A 14,340-nucleotide genomic window follows, 5' to 3' on the forward strand; every position below is an offset into this window, starting at 1 on the left:
TGGTCGGGGCAGGGGTGGTCGGCGGGGTGGTCGGGCCGGTGCCGCCGGAGCTGACCACCACGTCGTCGAAGCTCGCGCCGGCGTGGGCGGTGACCAGCGCGATCCGCCCGGCGCCGGTCAGCGTGGCGTTCGCGTCGCCGACCCGTACGCCGTCGACGAATCCGCGCACGGTGCTGCCGGCGGCCTCGATCCGCAGCGTGTGCCACGCGCCGGTGGAGCCGACGCCGGCCGCCGAGCCGAGCACGGTGATCGCACTGCCGTTGACGGCCTGGAGTTCCGCGCGACCGTCGGCCAGCAGCGACAGCCGGTACATCTTCGTGGAGCTGCTGGCCCGGGCGGCGATGGCGACGAGACCGCCGCTGCCGTACGAGGCCGGCTTGACCCGGGCCCGTACCTCGTAGTCGGTCCAGCTCGTCTGCCCGGCGAACATCCGGGCCAGCTCGCTGCCGGTGTTCGACTGGCGGAGTACCGGCGAACCGTCGGTGGTCACCGACCAGGTTCCGCCCGACTTCGACCAGCCGCCGCTGTCGCCGTCGCCGAAGTCGTCGGAGAAGAGGGTGGCGGCGTGGGCCGTCGAGACCATGGTCGCGGCCAGGGCGAGCGCGGTCGCCGACACGCCGACCGCGGCGACCGCGCCGCGGGTACGTCTGATGCGCCTGTCACGCACGGGGGTCCTCCTGGTGCGGTACGGGAGCGGTCGCGGTCGGCCGGCGGCGGCGGTGCCGCCGACCGGCGGTGCCGCCGACCGGCGGTGCCGCCGACCGGCGGTGCCGCCGACCGGCGGGGCGCCGGACCACGCGGGAAAGGGCTTTCCCTCCCGTGACGCTAGGGCCGCCCGGACATCGACGTCAACGTTCGTCGATTGCAGGAATGTTGCACCCGGGCGCCGCCCGGCGGCGCCTCTCAGCCGCTCTCCACCTCGGCGGCGTACTCGCTCAGCGCGATCCGGTTCGGCAGGCCCGTCTTGCCGAGCAGGCTGGACACGTGCCGTTCCACGGTGCGCGGGGACAGGTGCAGCCGGCCGGCGATCTCCCGGTTGCTCAGCCGCCCGACCAGCAGCCGCAGCACCTCGAACTCCCGCACCGTCACGCCCACCGACCGCAGGCCGGAGGGGATGTCGCCCGCACCGGAGCGGCGCTGCGTCATGCGTACGCCCGCCTGGCGCAGCAGGGCCCGGCAGGCGCTGGCCACGGCCGGCACGTCGCTGCGGTGGAAGTGCTCCTCGGCGGCGCGCAGCCACTGCACCGGCGTGCCCCACCCGTCGGCGAGGGCCGACTCGCACACCAGCCGCAACGCGAGGTGCCGGCCCATCGCGTACGGCGCCCCGGCCCGCATCGCCTCCGCCGCCGCCTCCGCCGCCTCCTCCGGCCGACCGGACCGGCCGAGCAGCACCGCCTTCGCGAAGAGGGCGAACTGCAGGTCCCAGCGCAGCCTGCTCGCCGAGTCGCCCTGCACCGCCTCGTACGCCGGCCAGCCGGCCTCGCCGGACGTGACCTGGAGCAGCAGGTGCAGGCCGTGCCGGCCGGAGAGGTGGAAGACCGTCGGGCTCTGCGCCTCGGCGTGGAACGCGCGGGCCAGTTCGTCGAGGGCGCGGGGCCGGTCCTCCTCCAGCAGCGCGCAGAAGGCCCTGGCCAGCCCGTGTACGCGGGAGGCGTGCAGGGCCTGATCGCCGCTCCACCGGCGGAACTCGGCCAGCGCGTGCTCCATCTCCCGGCGCCGCCCCTGGTGCGCCGCGAGCACGGCGCTGACCAGCAGCACGTACTGGGTGGTCTCCAGCAGCTTCAGCCGGGTGGTCGCGGCCAGCACCTGCTGGACGAGGGCACCCGCGGTGTCGAAGTCGCCCCGCAGCACCGCGTGCAGGGCGAGGCTGGCCTCCGCCTGGTGGCGCGCGGTCACCGCGCCGGCCTGGGAGGCCCGCTCCCGGGCCTGTTCGAGCCGGTCCAGCCGCGCGTCGCGCAGCGCGTCGTCGTTGCCGAGCCGGATCAGTGCGTGGATCTCCCAGATCGGCAGCCGGTGCTGCGCGGCGATCGCCAGGGCCCGTTCCAGGCACCGTGTCGCCTCCGCCGGGTCCCGGTGCCGGATCAACGCGCCGAGCAACTGCCAGGCCTGGCAGGCCACCACCGGCAGGGGGACGGTCTCGGCGACGGTGGCGGCCCGGCGGGCCAGCGCCTCGGCGGTGGCGAGCTGGTCCTGCCCGGCGGTGTCCAGCACCAGGTGGGCGGCGACCACGTCGACCGGCGCGGTGTCCTCCGCGGCGGCGTCCGGGCCGAGCAGGGCGCGCGCCTGCTCCACCTGTGCCAGCCCCTCGGCCGAGCGGCCGGCGACCGTCGCGGCCCAGGCCAGCCGGGTGTGCAGCTGCGCCCGCCGGCGCGGATCGACGCCACCGATCTGGTCGAGGGTGCTGACCGAGGCGAGCGCCCGCTCGACCAGTCCTGCCTCCGCCAGGGCGTGCAGCAGGGCTTCGAGGGCGGCCGCCCGGGCCACCGGGTTCTCGCCGAGCAGGCCGATCGCGCGGTCGAGCAGGGCGACCGCGGTGGTGGCGCCGCCCTGCGCGATCGCCCGCCGGCCCGCCTCGGTGAACAGCCGGCCGGCCGCCTCCGGGTTGTCGGCCTCCAGGTGCAGCGTGGCCGACACCTGGCACCATTCGCCCGGCAGGCCGGGGAAGACCGCCGCCACCGCGTCGGCCATCCGCTGGGCGAGCCGGGCGCGGTCGGCGGGGCCGAGGAGACTGAGCAGCGCCTCCCGGGTCAGCCGGTGCCGGAAGGCGTACCAGTCGGTGAGCTGGTCGTCCACCGTGACCAGCCGCCCGGCGACGTCGCCGCACAGGTGGTCGAGCACGTCGTGGTCGCTCAGCCCGGTGGCCGCCTGCACCACGGCCAGCGGGAACCGCTGGCCCAGCAGCGCGCCCATCGAGAGCAGCTCCCGGGCCTGGGGGCCGAGCTGCTCGACCCCCTGCGCCATGCCCCGCGCCAGGGTGCCCGGCAGGGCGGCGGGCAGTTCCTCGGACAGCCGCCAGCCCTCCGGGCCGCCGATCAGCAGCGCGCCGTCGACCATGCCGGCGACGAGTTCCTCGATCAGGAAGGGGTTGCCGGCACTGCCCGTCGAGACGAGGGCGTGCGCTGCCGCCGGCACCTGCTCCGGGTCGGCGTCGAGGCAGGCGCCGACCATCTGCCGCAGCGCGTCGTCGTCGAGCCGGCCCAGCTCGATGAGGGTGCACTGACCGCGTTGGGCGGCCGAGCGGGCGATCGTCGACGCCGCGCAGGGCTCCGCCCTGATCGCCCCCAGCAGCAGGGTCGGTTGCAGGGCGAGGTTGTCGATCAGGTACTCCAGCACGGTCAACGTCTCCGTGTCGGCGTCCTGGAGGTCGTCCAGCAGCATCAGGCAACCCCGCCCCGCGCCGGCCACGCCGGTCAGCCGGAGGACGGCCTCGGCGAGGATCACCAGGGACGCGTTCTCCTGGTCGGCGGGCGGCCGGCCCCAGTCGGGGACGAGCCGGCCGAGGATCGGGCCGTACGGCCCGAGCACGGTGGGGTCGACCGGCCCGGACCGCAGCAGTGACAGCAGCGCCTCGGTGAGGGGTCGCAGCGGCACCGCGGTGCCGATCGTGCTGCCCCGGCCCCGCATCACCCGCATGCCCGCCGCGGTGGCCAGCTCCGCGACCCTCGACGCGAGGCGGGACTTGCCGACGCCGCTCTCGCCCACCACGAAGACCGCGCCGCCCCGCCCCGCCCGCGCCGATTCGAGGCTGTTCAGCACCGCGCGCAGTTCGGCGTCCCTGCCGATGAACTTCGAGGAGCGGTACACACTGCGCACGCTATCCGAGGAGGCAGGCCTCGCCCAACGCGGTGCTGTCGACGCCGGTCCCCCGAACGGCTACTGCTCCGTCGTCACATCGGCTTCTCGGGGCAGCAGGTCGTCAGCGGCGCGGCGTCCGCCGCCGCGCCGGCGTCACCGACGAGACCGCCGATCACCATGCCCACGGGCACGACCAGGCTGGCGAGGGCCGCCGCGCGGATCCCGAAGGTCACGACGGGCTGCAGCCACATCGCCCCGGCCGGGTCGTCGACGGGCGCCGCTGAGTCGGTCTCGTCGACACGGCACGGGGGGAGCTGGTTCTCGGACAACTGTCATTCCTCCTGTTGGTGACTTCGTGGGTCGTTTCCGGAGCTGGCGGCTCCTCTGGAGATCGTCGTCGGTCGCCCGGCGGACCTCAACCCGAGGTGCGCGGTTCAGGGGTCGGTTCCAGCAGCAGCACCGACGGCACCGGCCCGGCCCCGGAGAGCCGGAGCAGCCCGTACCCGATGCCGGCGAGGCCGGTGAGCAGACCGGGGGTGGGCACGTTGCCCGGGGTCCCGCAGGACGCCCCGTACCGGTCGACGGCGTCCAGGATCCGGCCGGCACGTCGCCGGGCCGCGCCACCGTCGAGGACACCCGTCGCCTCGGCGACGCCCAGCTCGCCGTGGCAGAGGCTGAGGTCGTCGAGCAGCGGACGGTCGGTGAGCAGGCGTACCGCCTCGTCGGGGGCGAGGGCGTGGTGGGCGAGCGTCAGGCCGGCGGCACCGCGACACCAGCCGTACCCCGTTGCCCCGTCGCCGCCCGGGGTGCCGGCCCGGCGCAGCGCGCGCCGGCCCGCCCGCGCGTACCGGGCGCCACCGGTGCGGGCGTGGCGGCCCAGCGCCCAGCCGATGCCGGCCACCCCGTCGGCGAAGCCCACCCCCGTCGGCAGTTCGTCCCGCTCGATCGCGTCCACGAGCCGGTCGGCCCAGCCCCGGGCGAGTGACGCCGCCGGCGCGTGGCCCAGCTCGGCGTGCACCGCGTCCATGGCGGCGAGGCAGCCCGCGCCCCCGTCGGCCCAGGCCACGGCCGCCGAGCCCGCGCTGGCGGCGGCGGCCAGGTCGACCGCCGCGCGGGCCTGCCCGGCGAGCCCGGGGTCGGCGAGCAGGGTGGACAGCCGGGCGAGCCCGTACGCGATGCCGCCGAGGCCGTACAGCCCGCCGGGGCCGATCGCGGCGACCAGGTCCGGGCGCGCGTCGAGCAGCTGGAACAGCCCCGGCACCCCGGCGACGGCCCGGTGGGCCAGCTCGGCGTAGCGGGCGGTGCCGGTCACCGCGGCGAGCTGGCCGAGGAAGAGGGCGACCCCGAGGTGCCCGTTCGCCAGCCCGGCCCCCATCGGCAGGACGAGCCACTGCCGGTCGTCGACCAGCTCCAGGCCGAGCCAGTTCACCCGGTCCGCGCCGGTCACGCTCCGGGTCTGGATCTCGTCGGCGAGCGCGCACGCCGTGGCGAGCAGGCGCTCCGGCGACGCGGCGGCGTCCGCGACCGACCGGGACGTCGGTGCGGCGGCGTGCCGGCCGTCGACCGGGCGACGGGTCGCCAGCGTCGCCGCGACGATCCACTCCTGGTGCCGCCGGTCGGCCTCGCCCAGCGCGGCGATCTTGCCCAGCGCGGCGTCGAGCCCGCAGCGGGCCAGCGGCACGGGCAGCGGCTCGCCGTCCCCGGCGACCCGGACGGTCCGGCTGCCCGGAGTGCCCTCGAACAGCGGGACGTCGCCGGCCCACAGCGCGGCGACCTCGTGCCGCGGGAACTGGGCGAGGAAGGGGTGCCCGGCCACGCTGGACCAGAGGACGCCGAACGCGCGGTCCCGCTCCAGCGCGTCGCCGAGCACGTCCGGGTGGGTGGTCTCGGTGAGCAGGGTGTGGTACGCCGACGTGGGCCGGGCGACCAGCCGTACCGGGACGTCGGCGCACGACGCGACGAGTTCGGTGAACTCCCGACGGTGCGCCCGGATCGTCTCGTACGCCTGCCGGAACCCCGCCCGCAGCGCCGGCTCGTGGGCACCGGGATCGACCAGGGCGTCGCCGACGCGGGGTCGGTTGCGGCCGCCGGCGAAGTCGACGGCCCGCCGGGTCAACCGCATCCGGTCGGTGCCCGGGTCGGCCCAGTCGAGCGCGCTGACGGGTGCGGTCCCGCCCCGGTCGCCGCCGACGCCGGACAGGTCCATCGCTCCCTGGTCGCCCACGACGATCACCGGTATCAGGCCGGTCCGGTGCACCGAGGCGGTCAGCAGGTCCGCGGCCGGGTCGCCGGTGCCCACCGGCTCGCCCAGCGCGGGGTGGAAGAGCGTCTCGGTGTCCACCACGACCGGCGTGTCGCCGGCGGCGATCAGGTTCTCGTAGTGCATGTCCGTGGCGTGCAGGGCGTGCAGCAGCGCGACCAGGGCGCCCTGCCGGCGGTAGAACCCGTCCGCCTGCCCCGGGTGGCGCAGCGCCGTCGCGTCGACGTACGCCGACCAGCCGTAGCCCGGTCGGGTCAGGGCGGCGACCCCGCGCAGCCCCAGCCCCGGCGCCCGCTGCTCCAGCCAGTCGACGAACCCGGTGAAGCTGACCTGGGAGGCCAGGTCGCGCGGCTTGTAGACGACGCGCCGGCCGTCCGCGAAGCGCAGCACGCTGGTCGTGCGGCCACCGGTGTGGGCGTCGCCCAGGTTGCTGTCGACCGCGACCAGCGGGCCGGGGTCGTCGCCGCCGAGCAGGGTGCCCACCAGGTCGTCGCGGTCGGCGACGAACCGGGTCAGGAGTTCGAGCCCGGACCGGGCGGCCGCCGTGGCGGCCTGCGCCAGCAGGCGGGCCAGCACGGGATAGCGGTCGACCAGCTCGGCCAGCCCGGCGGGGTCGCAGAGCTGGGCCACGAAGTCGGCGAAGCGGGCCCGGCCGTCGGCGCCGGCGAGCCGGCCGGCGGCCCGGCGTCGGTGCAGCTCCGAGACCAGCGTGCGGGCCGCGACGGCGAGCAGGCGGCGACCCAGTGCGGCGGCGAACCGGTCGGTGAGGGCGGCCAGGTCGACCGTCCTCTCCGTCGCGATCCGACGGGCCCCGACGAGAAACCGGTCGGCGGCGATTGCCACGAACGGTTGCAGGGGCGCGGTGAGGGCGGCCCGCCAGTCCGCCTCCTCGGCCGACCGCCAGTCCGCCTCCTCGGCCGACCGCCGCGACGCCGCCGCGGCGGCCAGGGCCGCCTCGACGGTCTCCGCCCACGCCGGGCGGGTCGTCCTGGCGGCGAGCGCGGCCCGGTCCTCGGCCAGCAGGTCGCGCAGCCCCGCCTCGTCCAGGCCGACCTCGGCGAGCCGCGCCCCGAGGCCCGGCCCGTGCCCGTCCCGCCACCGGTCCAGCCGCCGGCCGGCGTCGTCCGCGTCGTGCGGTGCGTCGGCGGAGCGTCGGCCGGGCGCGCCCGGCGCGCGTTCGTGCAGCGCGAGCCCCGAGGCCCACCAGTGCGGGGCCAGCCGTACGCCGGAGCAGGCGTGATCGGTGGCGCCGGCCAGGGGAGTCGAGGTCACCGTTGCACGGTGCCAGAGCGGGGCGCGGAGTTCATGAGTGGAAACTACTCACATTCATGCCCCATTGCTGGCCACGCCGGTGCGCGCGGACCCGCCCAGGTCCGCGGGCGGCGGGACCGGCCGGGCCAGCGGCGGCTCCTCGCCCCACGTGCGACCCGCCCCATCCTAGTCACGATCGGTGATCAATTGAACGGCCAGCGTGACGTCGCCGGGAAATTGAGTGCCGCCCACGCATGTGGACGCTGCCGGCGCCGATGAGTCTTCGGGCGACTGTTCTACCCGGGGCGGCGTGATGAACGGAGCCAGGATGGAGTTTCGGGTACTCGGGCCGGTGGGGGCCTGGAAGGGTGAATCGGAGGTGGCGCTGGACGGTGCGAAGCAGCGCACCGTGCTCGCGGCGTTGCTGCTCGCCGCGGGGCGTACCGTGCCGGACACCCGGCTGTGCGAGCTGCTCTGGGGGGAGCGCCCGCCGGCCACCTTCGCCGCCCAGCTCTACAACTACGTCTCGCGGCTGCGCAAGTACCTCGGCGCCGAGGTGGACATCGTCCGGCAGTGGTCGGGGTACCAGATCCGCACCGGTGCCGCCCGGCTCGACCTCGACGAGTTCGAGCGCCTGGCCGAGGCCGGTCGGGAGGCACTGCGCGACGGGCGGTACGCCGAGGCCGCCGAGCGGCTGCACGCCGCCATGTCGCTGTGGCGCGGCCCCGCGCTGTCCAACGTGACCGAGCACCTCATGACGGCCGAGTCGCACCGGATGGCGGAGCTGCGGATGGCGGTCCTGGAGAGCCGGATCGAAGCCGACCTGCGGCTGGGACGCCACGTCCGGCTGGTCTCCGAGATCACCCAGCTCGTCGCCGAGCACCCGCTGCACGAGGGGCTGCGGGGCCACCTGATGACCGCCCTGCTGCACTGCGACCGGCAGGCCGACGCGCTGGCCGCCTACCACGAGGGCCGCCGGGTGCTCGCCGACGAACTGGGCGTCGACCCGGGGCCGCTGCTCACCGAGGCGTACCGGTCGATCCTCGCCGGCCCGCCGGCCCCGGCGGTCGTCGCGGAGCCGAGCTGGCACGGCGTGCGGCCCGCGATGCTCCCGCCCGGCGTCGGTGACTTCGCCGGCCGGGAGGAGGAGCTCAACGGGCTGCTCCGGGTGCTGACCGCCGAGCCGAGGGCCTGCCCGCCGGTCGCCGTGGTCACCGGGATGGCCGGCGTCGGCAAGAGCACGCTCGCCCTGCACGCGGCCCACCTCACCCGGACCGCCTTCCCCGACGGCCAGCTCTACGCCGACCTCGGCCGCGCGCGGGGCAACGCCGTCGAGCCGTACGACGTGCTCGGCTGGTTCCTGCGCAGCCTCGGCCACGCCGAGTCGGCGATCCCGAAGGGGCTCGACGAGCGGGTCCGGCTCTACCGCAGCCAGCTCGCCGGCCGGCGGCTGCTGGTCATGCTCGACGGCACCGCGGGCTACGAGCAGGTGAGCCCGCTGCTGCCCGGCGACCCCGGCTGTCAGGTCATCGTCACCAGCCGGCTCCGCATGCCCGAGCTGGCCGGCGCCACGTCGATCGAGGTCGGCACCCTCGACCGGGGGCAGGCGCTCGCGCTGCTCGGCCGGATCATCGGGGCGCAGCGGGTCGCCGAGGAGGCCGACGCCGCCGGCCGGATCGTCGAGCTGTGCGGTCGGCTCTCGCTCGGCGTCCGGGTCGCCGGATCCCGGCTGCTGGCGCGCCCGCACTGGTCGCTCGGTTACCTGGCGGACCGGCTCGCCGACGAGCGGTACCGGCTGGACGAGCTCCGGCTGGGCTCGATGGACGTCCGGGAACGGCTGGACAGCAGCTACCACCAGTTGGCCGACCTGGGGCAGCTCGCCCTGCGCCGGCTGGCGCTGCTGCGTACGCCGGCCTTCCCCAGCTGGTGCACCGCCGAGGTGCTGGGCGTGTCCCGGCACGCCGGCGAGGAGGTGGGGGAGAACCTGGTCGACGCCCGGCTGCTGGAGATCGTCGAGTCCGACGGCGGCCGGCGGCAGCGGTTCCGCTTCCACGACCTCGTGCGCGTCTTCGCCCGGGAGAAGGCCGACCAGGCCGACCGGGTGCTGGTGGCGGGCGCCGGGGCGCTGAGCGCGGTGGGGAACTGACCCGGCGACCGGCGGCACCCGGGGCTCCGGTATAGATGGTGCATGACCGTCGTCTGGGGCATCACTGTCGACTGCGCCGATCCGGCGCGCCTGGCCGCGTTCTGGCGCGAGGCCCTCGGCTACGTGGAAGCCCCCGTGCCGGAGGGCTTCGCGAGCTGGCAGGAGTGGCTGATCCGCTGGGAGGTGCCGCCGGAGGAGTGGAACGACGGCGCCTACCTGGTCGACCCGCGGGGGGTGGGGCCGAGTGTCTCGTTCCTCAAGGTGCCCGAGCCGAAGGTGGCCAAGAACCGGTTGCACATCGACATCAAGGCGGGCGGTCGGGACAATCCGCAGGAGGTTCGGTGGCCCCGCGTCACCGAGACCGTGCGGCGGCTGAGCGGGGCAGGCGCCACGGTGGTCAGTCAGGACGTGGTGGGCGGCGTCCCCAGCCACGTCGTGATGGCCGATCCCGAGGGCAACGAGTTCTGCGTCGTGTGACCCGCGGTTCAGCGGTGCCTGCGCCCACTCGTCCACACGGGTGCCCGGCCTGAGGCGACCCGCCGCGTTGTAGAGAAGATATAGCAGGTCGTCGCATGGTGGCCGGGTGAACGCCCTGACTACGGCCGACTGCGCGACGGCCGTCCCCGTCGACGTGGAGCACGTCGCCCCCGACACGATCGTGGCCCGAATCCGCCCCGACCTCAACGATCCGGTCTTCGCCGGCCACTACCCCGGATTTCCGCTGCTGCCCGGGGTCCACATCTTCGAGTTCGTGCACCGGGCGGTCCGCGCCGCGGCCCCCGAGCTGACGCTGGCCGAGATCGTCAGCTGCCGGTTCCTGCTGCCCTTCCGGGGCGACGACGAACTCGTCGTGACCATCCGCCGCAGCGGCGACCTGTGGCGGGGCGAGGTCGCCGCCGCCGCAGTGCCGGTCGCCGAGGTGCTGCTGCGCTACGCGAGCGAGGAGTGCGCACCATGATGGGGATCGAGGAGATCAGGCGGATCATTCCGCACCGGCCGCCGATGCTGCTGGTCGACCGGGTCACCGAGCTGGTGCCCCGCCGGCGGCTGGTGGGCTCGCTGACCGTCACCGGTGACCGGCCGCTGCCGATGTCGCTGCTGCTGGAGTCCTGGGGGCAGGCGGCGCTCGTGCTCATCCGGCACGACCGGCCGATGCCGGACGTGCTGACCGACGGCGTGCCGGTGGCCGGGGTCTTCGAGCGCATCCGGTTCGGCCGGCCGGTGCTGCCGGGGGAGACGGTGGAGCACCACGTCACCATGACCCGGCTGGTCGCCGACACCGCCTTCGTCACCGGCGAGAGCGTCGTCGGGTCCACCGTGGTGCTGCGGGTGGGCCGCCTGGTCGGTGCGATGCGGTCGGTGGAGTCCCTGCGCGCGTCCCTCGACGCGGCGACCCGGGAGTCCCACCCGGCGGTCCCCGCGCAGCCGGCCGAGCCGGCCCCGGTGGCGTCCGGGGCGGCGCGGTGAGCGCCGGTGGGCGGCCCGTCGCCCTGGTCACCGGCGGCTCCCGGGGGATCGGCCGGGCGGTGGTGCTGCGGCTGGTCCGGGACGGCTACGACGTGGCCATGTGCTACCAGTCCAGCAAGGACGCCGCCGACGAGGTCGTCGCGGAGGCGGCCGGAGACGGCGGGCGCGTGCTGGCGCTGGCGGTCGACGTCGCCGACCCCGCCGCGGTGCGGAACTTCGTGTCGACCACCGAGCGGGAGTTGGGCGACCCCGAGGCGGTGGTCACCGTCGCGGGGATCATCCGGGACCGGCCGCTGGCCCTGATGGCCGACGCCGACTGGCGCTCCGTGATGGAGGTGAACCTCGACGGCACCTACCACGTCTGCCGCGCGGTGGTCCGCCGGATGATGCGCCGGCGCAGGGGGTCGATCGTCACGGTCTCCTCGGTGTCCGGGGTGGCCGGCAACGCGATGCAGACGAACTACTCCGCCTCCAAGGCCGGGATCATCGGCTTCACCAAGGCGCTCGCCAAGGAGGTCGGCCGGTACGACATCCGGGCGAACGTGGTGGCGCCCGGCTACGTCGACACGGACATGATCGCCGCCCTCTCCGACGAGCTGGGCGCGATCGCCCGGGACCGGGTGGCCCTGGGCCGGCTCGGGCGTAGCGAGGAGATCGCCGACGTGGTGGCGTTCCTGCTCTCCTCCCGGGCGTCGTACCTGACCGGTCAGGTGGTCACCGTGGACGGCGGCCTGTCGATGTGACCGGCCGCCGGCCACGGCCGGCGGCCGGCCTCGGGTACCACGGTCCGAGCAGCCGGGTCAGGATCTCGGTGCGGTAGGCGTCCGCCCCGACCAGGATCCGGGCCCGGTTGCGGGCCACCCCGCGCAGGATGACTCGGGCGGCGTGCTCCGCCGTGACGTCCACCGAACGCTCGAAGTGCTCCCGGACCGCCTGGTAGTCGCGCAACCCGTCGTTGCGGGCGTTGCGCATGATGTTCGTCCTGATCCGGCCGGGATGTACGCAGCTCACCCCGACCGGCACCCCGTCGGCCCGCAGTTCCTGTGCCACCGCCTCCGTGAAGCCCCGGACGGCGAACTTGGCGGCGTTGTACCCGCTCTGCATCGGCGCACCGGCCAGCCCCAGCACGCTGGAGACGTTGACCAGGTGACCCCGCGACGCCGTCAACAGCGGCAGGAACGCCCGGGTGCCGTGCACGACTCCCCAGAAGTCGACGTTCATGACCCATTCGAGGTCTTCCCAGGCCCCGTCGGAGACCGAGGCGAGCAGGGTCACCCCGGCGTTGTTGACGACCAGGTCGGCGCGGCCGAAGTCGCCCTCGACCCGCTCGGCGTGCGCCAGCACCGCGGCGCGGTCCGACACGTCCAGCCGGTATCCGCGCACCTGGCCGTCGCGGCCCGCGCAGCGCCGTACGGTCTCCCGCAGCCCCTCGTCGTCCACGTCGGAGACGGCGAGCAGGGCGCCCCGGGCGGCCAGCTCGACGGCGAGCGCGCGGCCGATGCCCGAGCCGGCGCCGGTGACCACCGCCACCCTGTCAGTGAAGTCTCTCATCCTGGACCTTCTCGATCGGCCTTCGGGCCTCGGCGGTCCGTGCCCGGCGCAGACTTCCGCCGCCGGCTATGGCATTCCTATGCCGCGTCGATATGTAGAGAAGCTATGAGGCGGCTGCCCGAGCCTTTCTCCCGGCAGTCCTCGACACGGCTGCCGGCCGGGTTGACGAAGGGAGAACGATGTCGAGCATCTTCGGTTCGGCGATCACCGGGCTCGGCGCCTATCGGCCCACCCGCGTGGTCACCAACCCGGACATCGCACTGCGTACGGACGTGACCACGGAGTGGATCGAGGAGCGCACGGGCATCAAGACCCGGCACGCCGCCGGTCCCGGGGAGACCGTGCCGGTGATGTCGGCCGAGGCCGGCGCGAAGGCGCTGGCGATGGCGAACGTCGACCCCTCCGAGGTCGACCTGCTCATCCTGGCCACCGCCACCAAGCGGGATCGGATCCCGGGCGGCGCGCCGGAGGTCGCACACCGGATCGGCATCCCCGCCACCGGCGCGTTCGACCTGAACGCCGCCTGCGCGGGCTTCGCCTACTCGGTGTCGGTCGCGTCGAACGCGGTCCGGCTCGGCGAGGCGCGCAACGTGCTGGTCGTCGGCGCCGAGCACCTCACCGAGTTCATCGACCCCGAGGACCCGGCGACGTACGTCATCTTCGGCGACGGCGCGGGCGCCGCGGTGATCTCCCGCTCCGGGACCGAGGGCATCGGCCCGGTGGTGTGGGGCAGCGACGGCCGGCGGGCCCCGATCCTCGGCACCAAGTGGGCCAAGGACGGCAAGGAGTACGCCTCGATGAACGGGCCGCTGGTCTACCGGTGGTCCACCAAGAACATCCCCCCGGTCGCCCGGGAGGCCTGCGCCCGCGCCGGAATCGACCTGTCGGAGATCGACTGGTTCGTGCCGCACCAGGCGAACCTGCGGATCATCGAGCAGCTCGCCGAGATCCTGGAGATCCCCGAGGAGAAGGTCGCCCGGGACGTGATCGACACGGGGAACACCTCGGCGGCCTCGGTGCCGCTCGCGCTGAGCCGGCTGCACGAGAGCGGCCGTACCAAGCCCGGCGACAAGGCGCTGCTGCTCGGCTTCGGCGCCGGCCTCGCCTACGCCGGCCAGATCGTCCGGATGCCCTGAACACCCTCCCGAAAGGACACTGACATGACCGTTGACCAGGTGGCCGCCGACGTCGAGCAGCTGACCCGCAAGCTGATGACCGAGGAGCAGGACCGGCCGATCTCCGCCGACGACACCTTCGTGGACCTCGGCCTCGACTCGCTCAAGCTGGTCGACCTGCTCGGCGCCGCCGAGATGCACTTCGACATCGAGGTGCCGGACGAGGAGGTCGGCAACTTCGTCCGCGTCCGGGACCTCACCGACTTCGTGCTCGGCGCCAAGTGAACGCCGGCGACGGGGACACCCGGGAGCTGTCCGTCGGTCAGGCCGCGCAGTGGGCGCTGTACCGACTCGCGCCCGAGAGCTCGACCAGCAACGTGGTGACGGCCGTGCTCGCCGAGCCGGTCCTCGACACCGACGTGCTGCGGGCCGCCCTCGTCGCCGTGCAGGCTCGGCACGACCTGCTCCGGTCCCGGTTCGCCGAGACCGGAGCGGGGCCGGTGCGGCTCGTCGACCCCGCCGGCTCGGGCGCGATCGAGGTCCGCGACGTCGGCGACGTGGACGACGAGACCCTGCGTACGCTCATCCACGCCGTCGGCGAGCAGCCGCTCCGGCTCGAACAGGACGGCCCGCTGCGGGCGGTGCTGCTGCGCCGGCCCACGGACTGCGCGCTGGTGCTGGTCATCCACCACATCGCCACCGACGGGCTCTCCCAGTACCTGATCTGGCGGGACCTCGGCGACGCGTACCGGGCG

At 75.0% G+C, this 14,340-nt stretch carries 13 protein-coding genes; 8 read left to right on the forward strand and 5 right to left on the reverse strand.

What is annotated here, in order from left to right; genetic code table 11:
- The 4 genes from F6X68_RS22335 to F6X68_RS22350 form a co-directional block, all read right to left on the reverse strand.
- Positions 1-667: family 16 glycoside hydrolase (locus tag F6X68_RS22335; RefSeq protein WP_151456115.1), on the reverse strand; the 667-nt coding region annotated here is incomplete at its 3' end.
- A 236-nt stretch (positions 668-903) separates the two neighbouring features.
- A complete protein-coding gene (locus F6X68_RS22340; RefSeq protein WP_225852359.1) occupies positions 904-3,804 on the reverse strand; it encodes an AAA family ATPase in 2,901 nt (966 codons plus the stop codon).
- 83 nt (positions 3,805-3,887) lie between these two features.
- Positions 3,888-4,124, reverse strand: coding sequence for a hypothetical protein (locus tag F6X68_RS22345; RefSeq protein WP_132240737.1), 237 nt, complete (start codon positions 4,122-4,124; stop codon positions 3,888-3,890).
- A gap of 86 nt (positions 4,125-4,210) precedes the next feature.
- Positions 4,211-7,327 carry a type 2 lanthipeptide synthetase LanM family protein gene (locus F6X68_RS22350; RefSeq protein ID WP_225852360.1) on the reverse strand — a complete coding sequence of 1,039 codons (3,117 nt, stop codon included), beginning with the start codon at positions 7,325-7,327 and terminating at the stop codon, positions 4,211-4,213.
- A 307-nt stretch (positions 7,328-7,634) separates the two neighbouring features.
- Between F6X68_RS22350 and F6X68_RS22355 the strand changes: the two genes are divergently transcribed.
- From F6X68_RS22355 to F6X68_RS22375, 5 genes are all read left to right on the forward strand, one after another.
- The gene (locus tag F6X68_RS22355; RefSeq protein ID WP_151456117.1) at positions 7,635-9,452 is read left to right on the forward strand and encodes a BTAD domain-containing putative transcriptional regulator; all 1,818 of its coding nucleotides are present in this window, start codon (positions 7,635-7,637) and stop codon (positions 9,450-9,452) included.
- A gap of 42 nt (positions 9,453-9,494) precedes the next feature.
- Positions 9,495-9,929, forward strand: a complete 435-nt coding sequence (locus F6X68_RS22360; protein ID WP_151456118.1) for a VOC family protein — start codon at positions 9,495-9,497, stop codon at positions 9,927-9,929.
- Between the two features lie 106 nt (positions 9,930-10,035).
- Positions 10,036-10,410 carry a hypothetical protein gene (locus F6X68_RS22365; protein ID WP_151456119.1) on the forward strand — a complete coding sequence of 125 codons (375 nt, stop codon included), beginning with the start codon at positions 10,036-10,038 and terminating at the stop codon, positions 10,408-10,410.
- A complete protein-coding gene (locus F6X68_RS22370; protein ID WP_151456120.1) occupies positions 10,407-10,919 on the forward strand; it encodes a 3-hydroxyacyl-ACP dehydratase FabZ family protein in 513 nt (170 codons plus the stop codon). The genes F6X68_RS22365 and F6X68_RS22370 overlap by 4 nt, the downstream gene beginning before the upstream one ends.
- Positions 10,916-11,662 carry an SDR family NAD(P)-dependent oxidoreductase gene (locus F6X68_RS22375; protein ID WP_132240741.1) on the forward strand — a complete coding sequence of 249 codons (747 nt, stop codon included), beginning with the start codon at positions 10,916-10,918 and terminating at the stop codon, positions 11,660-11,662. Before F6X68_RS22370 ends, F6X68_RS22375 begins: the two co-directional genes overlap by 4 nt.
- Here the strand turns inward: F6X68_RS22375 and F6X68_RS22380 are convergent.
- Entirely contained in the window at positions 11,634-12,470 is an 837-nt protein-coding gene (locus tag F6X68_RS22380) for an SDR family oxidoreductase (protein ID WP_151456121.1), read from the reverse strand. The genes F6X68_RS22375 and F6X68_RS22380 overlap by 29 nt on opposite strands.
- 179 nt (positions 12,471-12,649) lie before the next feature.
- Here F6X68_RS22380 and F6X68_RS22385 point away from each other — a divergent pair, with 179 nt between their 5' ends.
- The 3 genes from F6X68_RS22385 to F6X68_RS22395 all read left to right on the forward strand — a co-directional run.
- Positions 12,650-13,606, forward strand: a complete 957-nt coding sequence (locus F6X68_RS22385) for a beta-ketoacyl-ACP synthase III (RefSeq protein WP_151456122.1) — start codon at positions 12,650-12,652, stop codon at positions 13,604-13,606.
- Positions 13,607-13,630: 24 nt separating this feature from the next.
- Entirely contained in the window at positions 13,631-13,870 is a 240-nt protein-coding gene (locus F6X68_RS22390) for an acyl carrier protein (RefSeq protein WP_151456123.1), read from the forward strand.
- A partial coding sequence (locus tag F6X68_RS22395) for a condensation domain-containing protein (protein ID WP_225852361.1) occupies positions 13,867-14,340 on the forward strand: 474 nt, incomplete at its 3' end. The genes F6X68_RS22390 and F6X68_RS22395, both read left to right, overlap by 4 nt.

It is taken from the genome of Micromonospora sp. AMSO12t, assembly GCF_008806585.1.
Taxonomy (GTDB): domain Bacteria; phylum Actinomycetota; class Actinomycetes; order Mycobacteriales; family Micromonosporaceae; genus Micromonospora; species Micromonospora reichwaldensis.